Origin of the sequence: Klebsiella sp. K5-204, assembly GCF_030128585.1 — a bacterium.
In the GTDB taxonomy this organism is placed as follows: Bacteria; Pseudomonadota; Gammaproteobacteria; order Enterobacterales; family Enterobacteriaceae; genus Klebsiella; species Klebsiella quasipneumoniae.
Map to the genome: position 1 here is coordinate 373,583 of NZ_JAKUZS010000007.1, position 19,768 is coordinate 393,350.

At 57.7% G+C, this 19,768-nt stretch carries 16 protein-coding genes and 1 pseudogene; 14 read left to right on the forward strand and 3 right to left on the reverse strand.

From position 1 onward, the window contains the following. Together focA and ycaO are read right to left on the reverse strand one after the other, a co-directional pair. Entirely contained in the window at positions 1 to 858 is an 858-nt protein-coding gene (gene focA / locus MKR05_RS20005; protein ID WP_023289015.1) for a formate transporter FocA, read from the reverse strand. Positions 859 to 1,243: 385 nt separating this feature from the next. Continuing rightward, on the reverse strand, positions 1,244 to 3,004 hold the full coding sequence (ycaO, locus tag MKR05_RS20010; RefSeq protein ID WP_044521954.1) for a 30S ribosomal protein S12 methylthiotransferase accessory factor YcaO: 1,761 nt from the start codon (positions 3,002 to 3,004) through the stop codon (positions 1,244 to 1,246). Between the two features lie 115 nt (positions 3,005 to 3,119). On the opposite strand from ycaO, the gene MKR05_RS20015 reads away from it, so the two are divergent. The 14 genes and pseudogenes from MKR05_RS20015 to MKR05_RS20080 all read left to right on the forward strand — a co-directional run bounded on the left by MKR05_RS20015 (position 3,120) and on the right by MKR05_RS20080 (position 18,995). After that, positions 3,120 to 3,812 (forward strand): DUF421 domain-containing protein, encoded by a 693-nt coding sequence (locus tag MKR05_RS20015; protein WP_023289017.1) that lies wholly within the window; start codon positions 3,120 to 3,122, stop codon positions 3,810 to 3,812. 188 nt (positions 3,813 to 4,000) lie between these two features. Then, a complete protein-coding gene (gene serC, locus MKR05_RS20020; RefSeq protein ID WP_023289018.1) occupies positions 4,001 to 5,089 on the forward strand; it encodes a 3-phosphoserine/phosphohydroxythreonine transaminase in 1,089 nt (362 codons plus the stop codon). A gap of 73 nt (positions 5,090 to 5,162) precedes the next feature. Further along, positions 5,163 to 6,446 carry a 3-phosphoshikimate 1-carboxyvinyltransferase gene (gene aroA, locus MKR05_RS20025; RefSeq protein WP_032455267.1) on the forward strand — a complete coding sequence of 428 codons (1,284 nt, stop codon included), beginning with the start codon at positions 5,163 to 5,165 and terminating at the stop codon, positions 6,444 to 6,446. Positions 6,447 to 6,593: 147 nt separating this feature from the next. Beyond that, positions 6,594 to 7,361, forward strand: a complete 768-nt coding sequence (locus tag MKR05_RS20030) for a M48 family metallopeptidase (protein ID WP_044521916.1) — start codon at positions 6,594 to 6,596, stop codon at positions 7,359 to 7,361. Between the two features lie 171 nt (positions 7,362 to 7,532). After that, a complete protein-coding gene (cmk, locus tag MKR05_RS20035; RefSeq protein WP_023289021.1) occupies positions 7,533 to 8,216 on the forward strand; it encodes a (d)CMP kinase in 684 nt (227 codons plus the stop codon). A 133-nt stretch (positions 8,217 to 8,349) separates the two neighbouring features. Then, positions 8,350 to 10,023, forward strand: a complete 1,674-nt coding sequence (gene rpsA / locus MKR05_RS20040) for a 30S ribosomal protein S1 (protein WP_002898162.1) — start codon at positions 8,350 to 8,352, stop codon at positions 10,021 to 10,023. Between the two features lie 151 nt (positions 10,024 to 10,174). Further along, positions 10,175 to 10,462, forward strand: coding sequence for an integration host factor subunit beta (gene ihfB, locus MKR05_RS20045; RefSeq protein ID WP_002898165.1), 288 nt, complete (start codon positions 10,175 to 10,177; stop codon positions 10,460 to 10,462). Between the two features lie 202 nt (positions 10,463 to 10,664). Further along, positions 10,665 to 12,929 (forward strand): annotated as a pseudogene (locus MKR05_RS20050) (ComEC family protein). Between the two features lie 36 nt (positions 12,930 to 12,965). Continuing rightward, positions 12,966 to 14,714, forward strand: coding sequence for a lipid A ABC transporter ATP-binding protein/permease MsbA (gene msbA, locus MKR05_RS20055; RefSeq protein ID WP_004201387.1), 1,749 nt, complete (start codon positions 12,966 to 12,968; stop codon positions 14,712 to 14,714). Continuing rightward, positions 14,711 to 15,691: a tetraacyldisaccharide 4'-kinase gene (gene lpxK / locus MKR05_RS20060; RefSeq protein WP_238875039.1), complete on the forward strand. Its 981-nt coding sequence runs from the start codon at positions 14,711 to 14,713 to the stop codon at positions 15,689 to 15,691. The genes msbA and lpxK overlap by 4 nt, the downstream gene beginning before the upstream one ends. A 54-nt stretch (positions 15,692 to 15,745) precedes the next feature. Beyond that, positions 15,746 to 16,975, forward strand: coding sequence for a winged helix-turn-helix domain-containing protein (locus tag MKR05_RS20065; RefSeq protein ID WP_104467263.1), 1,230 nt, complete (start codon positions 15,746 to 15,748; stop codon positions 16,973 to 16,975). A 63-nt stretch (positions 16,976 to 17,038) separates the two neighbouring features. After that, positions 17,039 to 17,221: a protein YcaR gene (gene ycaR, locus MKR05_RS20070; protein ID WP_004201390.1), complete on the forward strand. Its 183-nt coding sequence runs from the start codon at positions 17,039 to 17,041 to the stop codon at positions 17,219 to 17,221. Continuing rightward, positions 17,218 to 17,964, forward strand: a complete 747-nt coding sequence (kdsB, locus tag MKR05_RS20075; RefSeq protein WP_023289025.1) for a 3-deoxy-manno-octulosonate cytidylyltransferase — start codon at positions 17,218 to 17,220, stop codon at positions 17,962 to 17,964. Before ycaR ends, kdsB begins: the two co-directional genes overlap by 4 nt. A gap of 137 nt (positions 17,965 to 18,101) precedes the next feature. Continuing rightward, positions 18,102 to 18,995 (forward strand): YcbJ family phosphotransferase, encoded by an 894-nt coding sequence (locus MKR05_RS20080; RefSeq protein ID WP_238875037.1) that lies wholly within the window; start codon positions 18,102 to 18,104, stop codon positions 18,993 to 18,995. On the opposite strand, the gene elyC is transcribed toward MKR05_RS20080, so the two are convergent. Beyond that, on the reverse strand, positions 18,972 to 19,751 hold the full coding sequence (elyC, locus tag MKR05_RS20085; RefSeq protein ID WP_032455272.1) for an envelope biogenesis factor ElyC: 780 nt from the start codon (positions 19,749 to 19,751) through the stop codon (positions 18,972 to 18,974). The genes MKR05_RS20080 and elyC overlap by 24 nt on opposite strands. Positions 19,752 to 19,768: the final 17 nt, after the last annotated feature.

The following is a 19,768-nucleotide window of genomic DNA, read 5'->3' on the forward strand; positions in this document are numbered from 1 at the left end:
TTAGTGATGGTCGTTGCCACGCAGGTAAATGACCCAGTATGTCAACCCGACCAGCAGACCCCCGCCGATAATGTTCCCGATAGTTACCGGAATCAGGTTATCAGTGATGAAGTTCATAACGGTCAAGTGAGAGAAACTTTCCGGAGTCGAACCGATTGCGGTCCAGAATTCCGGGCTTGCAAAGTTGCGGATTACGATACCCATCGGGATCATAAACATGTTGGCGATGCTGTGCTCAAAGCCGCTGGCAACGAACATCGCTACCGGCAGGACCATGATCATCGCTTTATCCATCAGGCTACGACCGGAATAGCTCATCCATACGGCGAGACAAACCATCAGGTTAGCGAGGATACCCAGGCTCACGGCCTCCACAAAAGTATGGTGCATTTTGTGGTCAGCGGTCTGCAGGACATTGAGCCCCCAACCGCCGTTGGCAGTCATATATTCGCCTGATAACCACATCAGCAGCACAAACAGCAGTGCGCCCACCAGGTTACCAAAATAGACGTTGAGCCAGTTTTTTGCCAGTTGCCCCCAGGTAATTCGACCGCTGGCTTTCGCCACCACGATCAATACCGTAGAGGTAAAGAGGTCAGCGCCGCAGATAATGCACAGAATCAGACCCAGGGAAAAACAGACCCCACCGATAAGCTTGGCAATCCCATAAGGCATCGCGGCAGTGCCGGTGGTCGCGGTGATATAGAATACGAAAGCGATGGAGATGAAAACGCCAGCGGTGATCGCCAGATAAAAGGTCTTCATCGGATGCTTCGTTGCTTTATAGACACCTGCTTCTTCGGCGACTTTCGCCATCGCGGCAGGGAGCAAAAGATCAAAAGGGTTGTCAGCTTTCACACTAACTCTCTCTTTATATAAGTTGGCGGTGAGATACTAACAAAGCATTATAGAAGGGAAATTGATATAGATCATATCTCACCGGAACTATATGCCTTTTTAGTGTGTGGTTTTTGTGTTTTTAGTGGTTAAGTGATTGAATATCATGAAGAAAATAAATTTTAAAATTTATAAGTTATGTTGAATTTTTTCGTTTTCACGCCATTTTTTGAGTTAATTAATATGGAGTATTTTATTTAAAATTAACGAATGGTAAATCTTATAAGCGCATTATTTACTATTAATTAACTTTGCAACTACAAACTATAGTGGCCGCCTCGTCAGGTGAAATCAACGGAGCCGCATTGGGCTCCGTTGCTGGTCACCACGATGGCGCGCTTAGGGCTTATTTTGCCCAGAACGCCGCCTTCGCTCGCTGCAGTTTTTCATAAGCCTTCAGCAGCGACTGATGGGCCGGGAAGGCCTGCAGATCGCTGTCGACAGCCTGAAGGCCATAGAACGGCGCTTCCCCGCTCAGCGCCGCGCTGGCGGCTTCGACCGCTTCGGCGCCGTACATACGGATAAAGGCGTTCAGGTATTGCAGCGGCTGACGCTCCTCTTCCTGGCTCAGCAGCAGCAGGGTCTGCAGGCAGCGATAGTAGTTAGCGCGTTCCGCGCTGAAGACCGAAGCGTTGAACTCCATGGTCCACTCGGTCCAGATCAGCGCCTGCTCCAGATCGCCGCCGGCCAGGGCCAGCATGGCTTTCAGCTCGCCGACGCGCAGGGTATACCAGCCGTTGTCTTTGCCGGTGGCGAGGCCCAGCAGTTCGCGAACGCGGGTGAAATCATCCAGGCCTTCATCGTCCATCTGCTCGATCAGCGCCAGGTAATCTTCTTTTTCCCACTCGCTGCCCGGCAGGGACAGAATGGTGTCGCGCAGATGAGCGCCCATGCTGTTGTTCGCCAGCCACAGATCTTCCGCCGGGTAAATATCCGACATCCCCGGGACGATGATACGGCAGGCGTAAACGCCCAGGTGCTCGTAGTCGGCGATATACACTTCTTTATCTTCGGCCTTGAAGATGGCCATCAGGGTGGCGAACTCTTCTTCTGTGGTGCCGGAGAAGCTCCAGTCAACGAACGGATAGTCGGCATCCTGCTTGAACATATCCCAGGAAATCAGGCCGCTGGAGTCGATAAAGTGGGTTTCGAGGTTAGCATGCTCGGCGACTTCTTCGTCGTCGAAGGTCGGCGGCGTGAAGACGTCGAGATCTTTCAGGCTGCGGCCCTGCAGCAGTTCGGTGACCGTACGCTCCAGCGCCACGCCGAAGTCCGGATGGGCGCCGAAAGAGGCGAAGCAGGTGCCGTTTGCCGGGTTAAACAGCACGACGCAGATAACCGGATACTTGCCGCCCAGCGAGCCATCATAGGCAAAGATCGGGAAACCTTCGGCTTCCAGTTTGGCGATCGACTCCACAACGCCCGGATAGCGCGCCATGACCTCCGCCGGGATCTCCGGCAGGCTGATGCTTTCGGCGATGATGCGGTTTTTGATATGGCGCTCAAAGACTTCGGACAGGCCCTGCACGCGAGCTTCATTACGGGTGTTGCCGGCGGACATGCCGTTGGAGACATACAGGTTGCCGACGATATTCATAGGAATATAGACCGTTTCGCCGTCGGACTGGCGGGTAAAGGGCAGGCCGCACACGCCGCGCTCATCGTTACCGGATTGCAGATCCACCAGCATGCTGGCCGTCAGCTGATCGTCCGGATCGTAGAACGCGAGCAGGCGGGCATCCAGCAGACCTTCCGGGACGTCGTCGTTTTCGGTCAGCGGGAACCACTTTTCGTTCGGGTAGTGAACGAACGGGCCGTTAGCGATAGTGTCGCCTAACCAGAAGTCAGCGAAAAAATAGTTGGTGGACAGGCGCTCGAAATATTCGCCCAGCGCGGAGGCGAGGGCTGCCTTTTTGGTGGCGCCTTTACCATTGGTAAAGCACAGCGCGCATTCCTTATCGCGAATGTGAACGGACCACACGTGCGGCACCGGGTTCAGCCATGAGGCCTCTTCGATATCAAATCCGAGGTCGAGCAATTTTTGCTGGAAGCGAGCGATGGAATCTTCCAGGGCGGCATCTTTGCCGGGAATAAACGTTTGGGTCATGGCGATCACTTTTGTCGTACGGAAAGCGCGCAATGATACGGCTTTTATCTGACAGGTGCTATCTCCATCATCTGGCTATGCTTAGAGACATCTTTTAATGCTCAGGGAGATGATAATGAAAGCCTTTGACTGGCAGAGGATGGCGCTCGATAAAGTACCGGTGGAATTTCTCGGCGAGGTGGCGTTGCGCAGCCTCTACACCTTCGTTCTGGTCTTTATTTTCCTCAAAATTACCGGACGGCGCGGCGTGCGGCAGATGTCACTGTTTGAGGTGCTGATTATTCTGACCCTCGGCTCGGCGGCGGGGGACGTGGCGTTTTATGACGATGTCCCGCTGTTGCCGGTGCTGGTGGTTTTCGTCACGCTGGCGCTGCTTTATCGCGGCATCATGTGGCTGATGGGGCATAGTGAAAAGCTGGAGGATCTGCTGGAGGGCAAGCCTATCGTGGTGGTGGAGGAGGGGCAACTGGCATGGGAGAAACTGCATGCGGAAAATATGACCGAATTCGAATTTTTTATGGAGCTACGGGTCAACAGCGTCGAGCAGCTCGGCCAGGTGCGGCTGGCGATCCTTGAAACCAATGGCCAGATCAGCGTGTTTTATTATCCCGATGACGAGGTGAGGGCCGGGTTGTCGATTCTCCCGACGCACTGCACCACGCGCTATACCACTATTCCTCAGGAGGGGATCTACGCCTGCGTACGCTGCAGCATCGTGATGGCGATGCAGGCGGGAGAAAAGCGAATATGTTCCCGCTGCGCAAATGCAGAATGGTCGAAGGCCAGCCGGGCGAAACGACTCACCTGACAGCAAATATGTCGGTTTTATTACGTCAAGCCGATAGATTCTGTTGTGTGACGGCTGCCGCGTTTTGCCGTCGGCGAGTTTTAGCCATTGCGGACCGTGTCACTGAATGATAAAACCGATAGCCACAGGAATAACTTATGCCCGCGGCGGTTCGCGGGCAAAACAACATAGCAACGTGGTGAGGGGAAATGGCTCAGGTCTATAACTTCAGTTCGGGCCCGGCAATGCTGCCGGCGGAAGTACTCAAACTGGCTCAGCAGGAACTGTGCGACTGGCACGGTCTGGGTACGTCGGTCATGGAAATCAGTCACCGTGGTAAGGAGTTCATCCAGGTGGCAGAAGAGGCAGAACAGGACTTCCGTTCTCTGCTGAATATCCCTTCCAACTATAAAGTGTTGTTCTGTCATGGCGGCGGTCGCGGCCAGTTCGCCGGGATCCCGCTGAACATCCTCGGCGATAAAAACGTCGCTGACTATGTGGACGCTGGCTACTGGGCCGCCAGCGCGGTCAAAGAGGCGAAGAAATACTGCACGCCTAACGTCATCGACGCGAAAATCACCGTCGACGGCAAGCGCGCGGTCAAGCCAATGAGCGAGTGGCAGCTGACGCCGGGCGCGGCGTATCTGCACTACTGCCCGAACGAAACCATTGACGGTATCGCGATTGACGATACGCCGAACTTCGGCGACGACGTCATCGTGACCGCCGATTTCTCCTCCACCATTTTGTCCCGCGAAATTGACGTCAACCGCTTCGGCGTGATCTATGCCGGCGCGCAGAAAAATATCGGCCCGGCAGGGTTGACGCTGGTCATCGTGCGTGAAGATCTGCTGGGTAAAGCCAGCGTGGCCTGCCCGTCAATCCTCGACTACACCGTGTTAAGCGAGAATGACTCGATGTTTAACACGCCGCCGACGTTTGCCTGGTATCTGGCCGGTCTGGTGTTTAAGTGGCTGAAACAGCAGGGCGGCGTTGCCGCGATGGACAAGATCAACCAGCAGAAAGCCGAACTGCTGTATGGCGTGATCGATAACAGCGGCTTCTATCGTAACGATGTGGCGCAAGCCAACCGCTCCCGTATGAACGTGCCGTTCCAGCTGGCGGACAGCGCGCTGGATAAACTGTTCCTTGAAGAGTCGTTTGCCGCCGGGCTGCACGCGCTCAAGGGCCACCGGGTGGTGGGCGGCATGCGTGCCTCCATCTACAACGCGATGCCGTTAGACGGCGTGAAGGCGTTAACCGATTTTATGCTGGACTTCGAACGCCGCCACGGTTAATCGCCCGTTCCTTTCTTCCTCCCCGCGGCCTGTCTGCGGGGTTTTTATTCTGTTTGTTTGAGAGTGAAGTTTGATGGATTCCCTGACGTTACAACCCATCGCACGCGTAGAGGGCACCGTGAACCTGCCAGGTTCGAAAAGCGTCTCCAACCGCGCGCTGCTGCTGGCCGCCCTGGCCCGCGGCACGACGGTGCTGACCAACCTGCTGGACAGCGACGATGTGCGCCATATGCTGAATGCCCTGAGTGCGCTGGGGGTTCAATACACCCTGTCTGCTGACCGTACCCGCTGTGAAGTGACCGGCAACGGCGGCCCGCTGCATGCCGCAGCGGCGCTGGAGCTGTTCCTCGGCAACGCCGGTACCGCGATGCGCCCGCTGGCGGCAGCCCTGTGCCTTGGCAGCAACGATATCGTGCTGACCGGTGAGCCGCGAATGAAAGAGCGCCCGATCGGCCATCTGGTGGATGCCCTGCGTCAGGGCGGCGCTCAGATCGACTATCTGGAGCAGGAAAATTATCCGCCGCTGCGCCTGCGCGGGGGATTCCAGGGGGGCAACGTTGAAGTTGACGGCAGCGTCTCCAGCCAGTTCCTGACCGCGCTGCTGATGACCGCGCCGCTGGCGCCGCAGGATACCGTGATCGCCATTAAGGGCGATCTGGTGTCAAAACCCTATATCGACATTACGCTGCACCTGATGAAAACCTTCGGGGTTGAGGTGGACAACCAGTCTTATCAGCGCTTTGTGGTGCGCGGCAAGCAACAGTATCAGTCGCCGGGGGATTACCTGGTGGAAGGGGATGCTTCATCGGCCTCGTATTTCCTTGCCGCTGGCGCCATTAAGGGCGGCACGGTGAAAGTCACCGGTATTGGCCGCGGCAGCGTACAGGGCGATATTCGTTTCGCCGACGTACTGGAAAAAATGGGCGCCACCGTCACCTGGGGCGACGATTTCATCGCCTGTACCCGGGGCGAGCTCAAGGCTATCGATATGGATATGAACCATATCCCGGACGCCGCGATGACCATCGCCACCGCCGCCCTGTTCGCGCAAGGGACCACCACGCTGCGCAATATCTACAACTGGCGGGTCAAGGAGACGGACCGTCTGTTCGCCATGGCGACCGAGTTGCGTAAAGTGGGCGCCGAGGTGGAAGAGGGTGAAGATTATATTCGCATCACCCCGCCGGCGACGCTGAGGTTTGCTGAAATCGGCACCTATAACGACCACCGGATGGCGATGTGCTTCTCGCTGGTGGCGCTGTCTGATACGCCGGTGACCATCCTTGATCCGAAGTGTACGGCGAAAACCTTCCCCGACTATTTTGAGCAACTGGCGCGGATCAGTACGCCGGCCTGAATGACGCGAATTTAAGGTAACAACGCCGACCCTCAGGTCGGCGTTTTTTTATCTCTGCTTGTCGGACAGGAAACTAAATGCTAGCCTTGCTTGCTTGTAAATATAGGATTTATAAGCGTTTATTATGCTAATCAATGGATGATTGATATGAGAAATACAAAAGTAATGCTGGCTTTGGCCGTTTCCGCCACGTTGTTGGCAGGTTGTAAAAATATGCAGGGGATGGACACCAACGCCCTCGTCAATTCAGGAATGACGGCTTACAAAGCGGCGACGCTTTCTGACTCTGAAGTCAAAACGCTTTCCGACGATGCCTGTAAGCAAATGGATAGTGAAAATAAACTGGCTAGTGCATCAAGTAAGTACACCAAACGTCTGAATAAAATTGCCAAAGCGTTAGGAAATAATATCAACGGCACGCCGGTAACCTATAAGGTTTACATGACATCCGACGTCAACGCCTGGGCAATGGCCAACGGCTGCGTCCGCGTCTATAGCGGCCTGATGGACATGATGACCGATAATGAAGTTGAAGCGGTTCTGGGCCATGAGCTGGGTCACGTAGCGCTCGGACACTCGCGCAAAGCGATGCAAACCGCGTATGCGACTATTGCCGCACGCGATGCAATTTCAGCGACCAGCGAAGCGGCTGCAAGCTTGTCTAAATCTCAGTTGGGCGATATCGCTGAGGGAATGATCAACTCTGCGTTCTCCCGCTCGCAGGAGTCGGATGCTGATGATTTCTCTTACGATCTGCTGAAAAAACGCAACATCAGCACTCAGGGGCTGGTGGGCAGCTTCGACAAGCTGGCCAGCCTTGACGCCGGCCACAGTAAATCTCTGTTCGATTCACACCCGCCTTCAGCTGAACGCGCGCAGCATATCCGCGACCGTATCGCTGCAGATAAAAAGTAAAACTGCCTCATCTTCCGGGCTGATGCTCAATCAGCCCGCTATAATTGCTCAATTCTTCCGCATGAGATTTCCAGTTATCTGTAATTTAAAAGCAAGACTCACTTTCCGCCGAAGAGATGCGTATAATGCGCGGCGTTTAGATATTTATGCGCCTTGCTGAAGGAGAAAAAGATGACGGCAACAGTTCCGGTAATCACCATTGATGGGCCTGGCGGTGCGGGTAAAGGTACGTTGTGCAAGGCAATGGCGGAAGCGCTGGGCTGGCATCTGTTAGATTCAGGCGCGATCTACCGCGTTCTGGCGCTGGCGGCGCTGCATCATCATGTTGACGTGGAGTCCGAAGAGGCGCTGGTGCCCCTGGCTGCCCATCTTGACGTGCGCTTTATTTCTACTGACGGCAACCTGGAAGTGGTGCTGGAAGGGGAAGATGTCAGCGGCGAAATTCGCACCCAGGAGGTCGCGAACGCCGCCTCGAAAGTGGCGGCTTTCCCTCGCGTTCGCGAAGCGCTGCTGCGCCGCCAGCGCGCCTTTCGTGAACTGCCGGGGCTGATTGCCGACGGGCGCGATATGGGCACGGTGGTTTTCCCGGACGCGCCGGTGAAAATTTTCCTCGATGCCTCGGCCGATGAGCGGGCGCATCGCCGCATGCGGCAGTTGCAGGAAAAGGGCTTTGATGTTAACTTTGAACGTCTTTTGTCCGAGATAAAAGAGCGTGACGATCGCGATAGAAATCGCGCCGTGGCGCCGCTTGTCCCGGCTGCCGATGCATTAGTTCTCGATTCAACCGAACTAAACATTGAGCAAGTGATTGAAAAAGCGCTACAATATGCGCGCGAAAAATTGGCCGTTGCGTAAGCCTTAACCGGTCACGCGCCGAAGCCTCCGAATTATAGCAGTACCCCGCGGCAATGGATGGTCAGCGGGTATGTGAAACAACCCCATCCGGCACGGAGCCAGGTGGACGTTAATATTAACCTGAAGATTAAACATGACTGAATCTTTTGCTCAACTGTTTGAAGAATCCTTAAAAGAAATCGAAACCCGCCCGGGTTCCATCGTTCGTGGTGTTGTTGTTGCTATCGACAAAGACGTAGTACTGGTTGACGCCGGTCTGAAATCTGAGTCCGCCATCCCGGCTGAGCAGTTCAAAAACGCCCAGGGCGAGCTGGAAATCCAGGTTGGTGACGAAGTTGACGTTGCTCTGGATGCAGTAGAAGACGGCTTCGGTGAAACTCTGCTGTCCCGTGAGAAAGCTAAACGTCACGAAGCTTGGATCACGCTGGAAAAAGCTTACGAAGACGCTGAAACTGTTACCGGTGTTATCAACGGCAAAGTTAAAGGTGGCTTCACTGTTGAGCTGAACGGTATTCGTGCGTTCCTGCCAGGTTCCCTGGTAGACGTTCGTCCGGTGCGCGACACGCTGCACCTGGAAGGCAAAGAGCTTGAGTTCAAAGTCATCAAGCTGGACCAGAAGCGTAACAACGTTGTTGTTTCTCGTCGTGCCGTTATCGAATCCGAAAACAGCGCAGAGCGCGATCAGCTGCTGGAAAACCTGCAGGAAGGCATGGAAGTCAAAGGTATCGTTAAGAACCTCACTGACTACGGTGCATTCGTTGATCTGGGCGGCGTTGACGGCCTGCTGCACATCACCGATATGGCCTGGAAACGCGTTAAGCATCCGAGCGAAATCGTAAACGTTGGCGACGAAATCACTGTTAAAGTGCTGAAGTTCGACCGCGAGCGTACCCGTGTATCCCTGGGCCTGAAACAGCTGGGCGAAGATCCGTGGGTAGCTATCGCTAAACGTTATCCGGAAGGTACCAAACTGACCGGTCGCGTGACCAACCTGACCGACTACGGCTGCTTCGTTGAAATCGAAGAAGGCGTTGAAGGCCTGGTTCACGTTTCCGAAATGGATTGGACCAACAAAAACATCCACCCGTCCAAAGTTGTTAACGTTGGCGACGTAGTGGAAGTAATGGTTCTGGATATCGACGAAGAACGTCGTCGTATCTCCCTGGGTCTGAAGCAGTGCAAATCTAACCCATGGCAGCAGTTCGCGGAAACCCACAACAAGGGCGACCGTGTTGAAGGTAAAATCAAGTCTATCACTGACTTCGGTATCTTCATCGGCCTGGACGGCGGCATCGACGGCCTGGTTCACCTGTCTGACATCTCCTGGAACGTTGCAGGCGAAGAAGCAGTTCGTGAATACAAAAAAGGCGACGAAATCGCAGCAGTTGTTCTGCAGGTTGACGCAGAGCGTGAGCGTATCTCCCTGGGCGTTAAACAGCTGGCGGAAGATCCGTTCAACAACTACGTTGCTCTGAACAAGAAAGGCGCTATCGTTGTTGGTAAAGTGACTGCAGTTGACGCTAAAGGCGCAACCGTAGAACTGGCTGACGGCGTAGAAGGTTACCTGCGTGCTTCTGAAGCATCCCGTGACCGCGTTGAAGACGCAACTCTGGTTCTGAGCGTTGGCGACGAAGTTGAAGCGAAATTCACTGGCGTGGATCGTAAGAACCGCGTAGTGAGCCTGTCTGTACGTGCGAAAGACGAAGCGGAAGAAAAAGACGCTATCGCTACCGTGAACAAGCAGGAAGACGCGAACTTCTCCAACAACGCCATGGCTGAAGCGTTCAAAGCAGCGAAAGGCGAGTAATCTTTGTCATTCAGGTAATAACAACCTGAATAGTGACGAGTTTACTTGACAGATTGCAGGATTCGTCCTGTAATCAAGCACAAAGGGCGGCTACGGCCGCCCTTGTTTAAGCTGTTAGCTAATTTTTGCCTTGAAGGAAACCGGAGGAATAATGACCAAGTCAGAATTGATTGAAAGACTTGCCAGCCAGCAATCTCACATTCCGGCGAAAGCGGTGGAAGATGCTGTTAAAGAAATGCTGGAACATATGGCCTCAACGCTTGCTCAAGGTGAGCGCATTGAAATCCGCGGTTTCGGCAGCTTCTCTCTGCACTATCGAGCACCTCGCACCGGACGTAACCCGAAAACTGGTGATAAAGTCGAACTGGAAGGTAAGTACGTTCCGCACTTTAAGCCCGGGAAAGAATTACGTGACCGCGCCAATATTTATGAAGGGTGAGTTGCACGACGTGCAACCTGCCTGACGATAAAAGCACCTTTGGGTGCTTTTTTTGTACCCGCCATTTGCGTCCCGCCTCGCAAAACAAAAGTGCCTGACTGCAAGCGTGACGATTGTCTGGAACGCTGCGCGCGCGCCTGAATACTGCCCCAGGACGCCAGCCTCGCTTTGCGTAACACTGCCCGCTCACAGGGAGGTGTTTATGCGTCTACCATGGCTTGCCGGATGCGCCATCATCGCAATACTGCCGCTACTCTGGCTACCCGCGTTGCCGGGGTCGGGCATTCTGGCGGTCGCCGGCGTACTGGCGATGTTGCTGACCCGTCTGCGCGGGACGGTCGTCGCCGTTGTGGCGGTGACGCTTCTGCTGATGGTCTGGGGAGTTTTAAGCGCGTATCAGGCGCTGTGGCCAACGCAGCACCTCACCGGCGCCGTCCGTCAGGCGGAAGTGATCCTTCACGAGACGGATGGTCAGACCCTGCACCGCGGGCAGATTGTGCGCCTGGCGGGTCGCTTCCTGTTCCCTCCGGTTGGCGTGACTTTATACGGGGAACTTGCACCTGCGCCCGTCTGCGAGGGGCAGCGCTGGATGATGACGCTGCGCCTGCGGCCGGTGCATGGGCAGCTCAATGACGGGGGCTTCGACAGCCAGCGCTATGCGCTGGCTCAGCATCGGCCGCTGAGCGGGGGGATCGTCGCCGCTTCCGCGCTGGATACCCGCTGCAGTCTGCGCGCCCGCTACCTGGCGTCGCTGACCCGGCGATTGCAGACTTATCCCTGGCATCCGGTGATGCTGGGGCTGGGAATGGGGGAGCGGCTGGCGCTGCCGGCGGAGATAAAAGTCCTGATGCAGAACACAGGCACCTCCCATCTGATGGCTATCTCCGGTTTGCATATTGCCCTCGCGGCTTCCCTGATCGTGCTCCTGCTGCGTGGATTACAGTCCCTTTTACCAGGGCGCTGGATCGGCTGGCGGCTACCGCTGCTGGCCGGACTGGCGGGCGCCGTCGGCTATGCCTGGCTGACCGGTATGCAGCCGCCGGCCCTGCGCACTTGCGTAGGGCTTGCGGTCTGCTGTGCTTTACGTTTGTCGGGTCAACGCTGGACGGCGTGGCAGGTGTGGCTCTGCTGTCTGGGGGCGATACTGGTTGCCGATCCGTTAGCGGTGTTGTCGCAAAGCTTGTGGCTATCCGCCTTCGCCGTGGCGGGGCTGATCTTCTGGTACCAGTGGTTACCGCTGCCTGACAGCCGTTGGCGCTGGCCGTGGAAAGCCCTGTTCGCCCTCGCGCATTTGCAGGCTGGCGTGACGCTGCTGCTGATGCCGCTGCAACTGCTGCTCTTCCACGGTATAAGCCTGACATCGATGGCCGCCAATTTGCTGGCGGTACCGTTAGTGACCCTGCTGGCGGTGCCGCTCATTCTCGCCGGAATGCTGCTGCATCTCACTGGACCGGAGATGGTGGCGTCGCTGATCTGGCTGGCAGCCGATCGCGTGCTGGCGGTGTTGTTCTGGGGGTTACGACGTTTACCGGACGGCTGGCTGACGTTGGATGCCCGCTGGCTCTGGATCAGTAGCCTGCCGTGGCTGCTGGTGATGGGCTGGCGTTTTCAGAGCTGGCGACATTCGCCGGCGCTGTGTCTGAGCGTGCTGTTTTTGCTGACGCGGCCATTCAGCCGGCAACCGCCCGCGGACCAATGGCAGGTGACGATGCTGGATGTCGGGCAGGGGCTGGCGATGGTGATCGAGCGTTACGGCAAGGCGTTATTGTACGATACCGGGCCGGCATGGCCGCAGGGCGACAGCGGTCGACAGGTGATTATCCCGTGGCTGCGCTGGCACCATCTGCAGCTGCAGGGGATTATGCTGAGCCACGAGCATCTTGACCATCGCGGCGGCCTCGAATCGGTGCTGCAGGCATGGCCGCAGGCGTGGGTGCGCAGCCCGCCAGGCTAGTCGGGTCATCTGCCGTGCCATCGCGGCGAGCGCTGGCAGTGGCAGGGACTCACTTTCCAGGCGCTGTGGCCGCTGCCGGGCAGCACGGCAAAGGGAAACAATCACTCCTGCGTGGTGCGGATCGATGACGGTCGCTCCAGCATCCTGCTGACCGGCGATATAGAACGTCAGGCGGAGCAGGCGATGATCAGCCGCTACTGGCAGCATCTGGCGTCTACACTTATTCAGGTTCCCCATCACGGCAGCAACACCTCCTCCAGCGAACTGCTGATCCGGCGGGTGGATGGCGCGGCCGCGCTGGTTTCCGCTTCGCGCTACAATGCGTGGCGGATGCCCTCGCACAAGGTCGTTCAGCGTTATCGCCAGCGGGGGTATCGCTGGTTCGCCACGCCGCAGCATGGGCAGATAACGGTGGTTTTTTCTGCAGAAGGGTGGCAAATCCATAGCTTACGGGATCAAGTTTTACCACGTTGGTATCATCAGTGGTTTGGCGCGCCCGCCGATAACGGGTAGAATATGCGGCTATTTCAACACAAGCTGGTTTATTGAATGCAGAACGATAAAGATCTCTCCACGTGGCAGACCTTCCGCCGACTTTGGCCGATTATTGCACCGTTTAAAGCCGGGCTAATCGTAGCGGCGGTGGCGTTAGTGCTTAACGCGGGCAGTGACACCTTCATGTTATCGCTTCTTAAACCGTTATTGGATGATGGTTTTGGTAAAACGGATCGCTCAGTGCTGCTATGGATGCCGCTGGTGGTTATCGGGCTGATGGTGCTGCGTGGGATCACCAGCTACATCTCGAGCTATTGTATCTCCTGGGTTTCCGGCAAAGTGGTGATGACCATGCGTCGTCGCCTGTTCGGCCACATGATGGGTATGCCGGTGGCATTCTTTGACAAGCAGTCTACCGGGACGCTGCTGTCACGTATCACCTATGATTCCGAGCAGGTCGCTTCCTCTTCTTCCAGCGCGCTGATCACCGTGGTCCGCGAAGGGGCATCGATTATCGGCCTGTTCGTGATGATGTTCTATTACAGCTGGCAGCTGTCGCTGATCCTGATCGTACTGGCGCCTATCGTGTCGGTAGCAATCCGCGTGGTCTCCAAGCGTTTTCGCAATATCAGTAAGAATATGCAGAACACGATGGGGCAGGTCACCACCAGCGCCGAGCAGATGCTGAAAGGGCACAAAGAGGTGCTGATGTTTGGCGGCCAGGAAGTGGAAACCAAACGTTTTGATAAGGTCAGCAATAAAATGCGCCTGCAGGGGATGAAGATGGTTTCCGCCTCGTCTATCTCCGACCCGATCATTCAGCTTATCGCCTCCCTGGCGCTGGCCTTTGTCCTGTACGCCGCCAGCTTCCCGAGCGTGATGGATACCCTGACCGCCGGGACCATTACCGTGGTCTTCTCCTCCATGATTGCGCTGATGCGTCCGCTGAAGTCGCTGACCAACGTCAATGCCCAGTTCCAGCGCGGGATGGCGGCATGCCAGACGCTGTTTGCGATCCTCGATTCCGAGCAGGAAAAAGACGAAGGTACGCGCGTCATTGAGCGGGCGAAAGGCAATCTCAAGTTCGAGAACGTCACCTTTACCTATCCGGGTCGCGAAGTGGCCGCGCTGCGCAATATCAATCTCGATATCCCGGAAGGGAAAACCGTGGCGCTGGTGGGACGCTCCGGGTCGGGTAAATCGACCATCGCCAGCCTGATCACACGCTTCTACGATGTCGACGACGGGCAGATCCTGCTGGATGGCCACGACCTGCGCGAGTACAAGCTGAGCTCGCTGCGCGACCAGGTCGCGCTGGTTTCACAGAACGTGCACCTGTTCAATGATACCGTCGCTAATAACATCGCCTATGCCCGTACCGAAGAGTACAGCCGCGAGCAAATTGAAGAGGCTGCGCGGATGGCCTACGCCATGGACTTCATCAACAAGATGGACAATGGCCTGGATACCATCATCGGCGAAAATGGCGTGATGCTGTCCGGCGGCCAGCGCCAGCGTATTGCTATCGCCCGTGCGCTACTGCGTAACAGCCCGATCCTGATCCTCGATGAAGCCACCTCGGCGCTGGATACCGAGTCCGAACGTGCGATTCAGGCGGCGCTGGATGAGCTGCAGAAAAACCGCACCTCGCTGGTTATCGCCCACCGTCTGTCAACCATTGAGCAGGCTGATGAGATCGTGGTGGTTGAAGACGGGCGGATTGTGGAGCGCGGTACGCACCACGACCTGCTGGAGCATAAAGGCGTATACGCCCAGCTGCATAAGATGCAATTCGGCGAATGATCGCACGCATCTGGTCCGGTGAATCGCCGCTGTGGCGCCTGCTGCTGCCGCTCTCCTGGCTGTATGGCCTGGTGAGCGCGGTGATTCGCCTCAGTTATCAGCTGGGGTGGAAAAAAGCCTGGCGCGCGCCGGTGCCGGTGGTGGTGGTCGGTAACCTGACCGCCGGCGGCAATGGTAAAACGCCGGTGGTGATCTGGCTGGTGGAGCAGCTGCAACAGCGCGGCATTCGCGTTGGGGTGGTCTCCCGCGGCTACGGCGGTAAAGCCGAACGCTACCCGCTGGTGTTAACTGACCGGACCAGTACGGCGCAGGCAGGCGATGAACCGGTGCTCATCCATCAGCGCACCGGCGCGCCGGTGGCTGTCTCCCCACTGCGCAGCGACGCGGTGAAATCGCTGCTCAGCGCGCACGATCTGCAGATTATCGTGACCGACGATGGTTTGCAGCACTATAAGCTGGCGCGGGACCGGGAAATTGTCGTCATCGACGGCGTGCGCCGCTTTGGCAACGGCTGGTGGCTGCCTGCCGGGCCGATGCGCGAGCGGGCGTCGCGCTTGCAAAGCGTTGATGCGGTTATCGTCAACGGCGGCGTGGCGCGTCCGGGAGAGATCCCGATGCAGCTGCGTCCCGGGATGGCGGTCAACCTGCTCACCGGTGAACGTCGCGATGTCTCTACCTTCACTAACATGGTGGCAATGGCCGGCATCGGCCATCCGCCGCGCTTTTTCGCCACCCTCGAAAGCTGCGGCGTCCAACCCGTCAAAACCGTGGCTCTGGCGGACCATCAGGCGCTGAGCCAGGCCGATGTCGCCGCCCTGGTAACCGCCGGGCAGACGCTGCTGATGACCGAAAAAGACGCCGTGAAATGTCGCGATTTCGCCGCTGCGAACTGGTGGTATTTACCGGTCGACGCCATAATGGCCGATGAACGCGCACAGCGGTTGCTTGCGGACTTAGCGATGTTGGCGCAACGTTAACCGACGCGCCGGTTTTGCTCGCCGCTGTGCTGGAAATCCTGACGGAGAACCTGCATGTCGGTATTGCAACTATCGCTTAATGAGGCGCGCCACCTCCATCTCGCGGCGCAGGGGTTATTAAAAAAGCCCCGGCGTCGCGCTCGCCCAAATGACATCCTTTCTACCATCCAGCAGATGTCGCTGCTGCAAATCGATACCATCAACGTGGTGGCCCGCAGCCCCTACCTGGTGCTGTTCAGCCGCCTCGGCAGCTATCCGCAGCACTGGCTGGATGAGTCGCTGCGCAACGGCGAGCTGATGGAATACTGGGCGCATGAAGCCTGTTTTCTGCCGCGCAGCGATTTCGCCCTTGTGCGCCACCGGATGTTGAACCCCGATAAGATGGGCTGGAAATATCATCGCGCGTGGATGGAGGAGCATGCCGGCAGTATTGCAGAGATGGTGGCGCATATCGGCCAAAACGGGCCGGTTCGCTCGGCGGATTTTGCCCACCCTCGCAAAGGCGCCAGCGGCTGGTGGGAGTGGAAACCGCATAAGCGCCACCTGGAAGGGCTGTTTACCGCCGGGGAAGTGATGGTGGTAGAGCGGCGCAACTTTCACCGCGTGTATGATTTAACCCGGCGGGTGATGCCGTACTGGGACGACGAGCGCGATGCGCTGTCCCGCGACGCCGCAGAGGCCATTATGCTGCGCAACAGCGCCCGCAGCCTCGGCATCTTTCGTCCCCAGTGGCTGGCGGATTACTATCGTTTACGTCAGCCGGCGCTACCGGGTCTGCTGGCGGCCTGGCAGGAAGAGGGTCTGGTGACCCCGGCCAACGTGGAAGCGCTTGGCGAGATGTGGCTGCATCGCGATGCGCTGGCGCAGTTGGAGTCCGCGCCCGGCGGTAAACTTACCGCCAGCCATAGCGCCGTGCTCTCGCCCTTCGACCCGGTGGTCTGGGATCGGAAACGCGCTGAGCAGCTGTTCAACTTCAGCTATCGCCTGGAGTGCTATACCCCTGCGCCGAAGCGTCAGTATGGCTACTTCGTACTGCCTCTGCTGCACCGGGGAAAACTGGTCGGGCGGATGGACAGTAAAATACATCGCAAAAGCCGGGAACTGGAGATCTTCGCCCTGTGGCTGGAGGATGGGGTGAAGATCACCCGTGGTCTGGAGCAGGGGCTGCGCCGGGCGATCAACGATTTCGCACGCTGGCAATCGGCAGAGCGGATCCTGTGCCGACGCCTGCCGGAAGGGCTGTTTGTCGGCCAGACGCAGGGGTGGGAAATCGATGCCGATTGATCCCGGCGCCGACCTTCCTGTGTTATGCTGCTGAGAAATCTATCCGGTCCATCAGGAGGAAACATGGATCACCGTTTACTTGAAATCATCGCCTGCCCGGTCTGTAACGGTAAGCTGTATTACAGTCAGGATAAGCAAGAACTTATTTGCAAACTTGATAGTCTGGCGTTTCCGCTCCGCGACGGCATCCCTGTGCTGCTGGAGACAGAAGCGCGTCCGCTGGCGGTAGAAGAGAGTCACTCATGAGTTTCGTGGTCATTATTCCTGCGCGTTTCGCCTCCACGCGCCTGCCGGGAAAACCACTGCAGGACATTAACGGCAAGCCGATGATTGTCCATGTGCTGGAGCGCGCCCGCGAATCCGGCGCGGAACGCATTATTGTCGCCACCGATCACGAAGATGTCGCCCGGGCGGTTGAAGCCGCCGGCGGCGAGGTCTGCATGACCCGCGCCGACCATCAGTCCGGCACCGAACGGCTGGCGGAGGTGGTGGAGAAGTGCGCGTTCAGCGATGACACCATCATCGTCAATATCCAGGGCGATGAGCCGATGATCCCCCCGGCTATCGTCCGCCAGGTGGCGGAGAATCTGGCTGCCAGCACCAGCGGAATGGCGACGCTGGCGGTACCGATCCACGATGCGGAAGAGGCGTTTAATCCAAATGCGGTCAAAGTAGTGATGGATGCGCAGGGCTATGCGCTCTATTTCTCCCGCGCCACCATTCCCTGGGATCGCGATCGCTTTGCCCACTCCCGCGACGCCATTGGTGATTCTCTGCTGCGCCACATCGGCATCTATGGCTATCGCGCCGGCTTTATTCGCCGCTACGTCAGCTGGGCGCCAAGCCCGCTGGAGCAGATTGAAATGCTCGAGCAGCTGCGGGTGCTGTGGTATGGCGAGAAGATCCACGTCGCCGTGGCGGCCGAAGTGCCCGGCACCGGCGTCGATACCCCTGAAGATTTGGCGCGCGTCCGCGCTGAACTGCGCTAGTCCTCTGTCCCCTCCTTGCAGGAGGGGATATCCCCACCAGTTTTATGCTTTTTTTGCCCATTTTTGATCTTATCCGATGACAACCCAGGTGCGGGCGCTCATTATGAAATCAGTAGTGATCATAGGGGTAATCGACAATGGAACAGTTGCGAACCGAACTCAGTCACCTGCTTGGCGAAAAGCTGAGCCGGGTGGAGTGTGTCAGTGAAAAAGCCGCTACGGCGCTGTGGTCCCTGTATGACGCGCAGGGAAATCCGATGCCGCTGTTGGCGCGAAGTTTCACCACGCCCGGGGTGGCGCGGCAGCTGGCCTGGAAGATCTCCACTCTGGCGCGCAGCGGTACGGTGCGCATGCCGGTGGTCTACGGCGTGATGACGCATGAAGAGCATCCCGGGCCGGACGTGCTGCTGCTTGAGCGCCTGCGCGGCGTCCCGGTGGAGGCGCCCACCCGCACCCCGGCGCGCTGGGAGCAGCTGCAGGAGCAGATCGTCGAGGCGCTGCTGGCCTGGCATCGTCAGGACAGCGGCGGCTGCGTGGGGATGGTCGATAATACCCAGGACAATCTGTGGCCGAACTGGTACCGGCAGCGGGTGGCGATGTTGTGGAGCACCCTGAACCTGTATCAGGACACCGGCCTGACCATGCAGGATAAGCGGGTTTTGTTCCGCTCTCGCGAGTGTCTGCCTGAGCTGTTCCGCGATTTCAATGATAATGCCGTGCTGGTGCACGGCAATTTCACCCTGCGCTGCATGCTGAAAGATCCGCGCAGCGACCAGCTGCTGGCGATGGTCGGCCCGGGGATGATGCTGTGGGCGCCGCGGGAGTACGAACTGTTCCGTCTCGCGGAGGGGGGCCAGGCCGAGCAGCTGCTATGGCGCTACCTGCAGCAGGCGCCGGTTTCCGAGGCCTTTGTCTGGCGGCGCTGGCTTTACCTGCTGTGGGATGAGGTGGATAGTCTGGTCAATACCGGGCGCTTTGACCGCGCCCGTTTCGACCTCGCCGCAAAATCACTCCTGCCCTGGCTCGCCTGAGCTGCCTTTCAGCCATTGCCAAACGCGACCGAGCGTTTCATAGCCGACCCGGTCGCTGTGCATCAGCCACACCGGAGAAGGAATGACCCGCTCCCACGGATTGAGCGGTGACGTGATCGCCATCTGATTAGCCGGTGCGGGCAGCGGGTCCAGACCGGCATGGCGAAAGAAGATCATCGCCCGCGGAAGGTGTGACGCCGAGGTGACCAGCAGGAAGGGCGCGTCACCGATGGCGCCCTTCACCGCCAGCGCTTCCTCTTCCGTATCTTTCGGCTTATCGAGCACGATGATATCGCTGCGCGGTACGCCGAGGCTCTCCGCCACTCTCGCCCCGGCCTCCGCCGTGCTGACGGGGTTGGTTTTTGCCGCCGCGCCGGTAAAGATCATTTTCGATCCCGGATTCTCTTGCCACAGGCGAATGCCCTCCGTCAGGCGCGGCAGGCTGTTGCTGATAAGGTTAGAGCTTGGCGCCCACTCCGGGTTCCAGGTATAGCCGCCGCCCAGCACCACCACGTAGCTCACCGGCTGCTCGCCGCGCCAGGTGGGATAGCGATCTTCTATCGGTTTAAGCAGGCTGTCTGCCACGGGCTGCAGGCTCAGCAGCGCCAGCAGCAGCCAGCCGAGGCTCACGCATAGCTTCCCGGTACGTTGAAAGCGGCTGAACCATAACAGGGCGATCCCGATACCGATCAGCAACAGCAGGGCAGGAAGCGGCAGCAGCAGACCGCCGACGATCTTTTTTAGCGTGAAAAGCATGCCAGATGGTTCCTTTT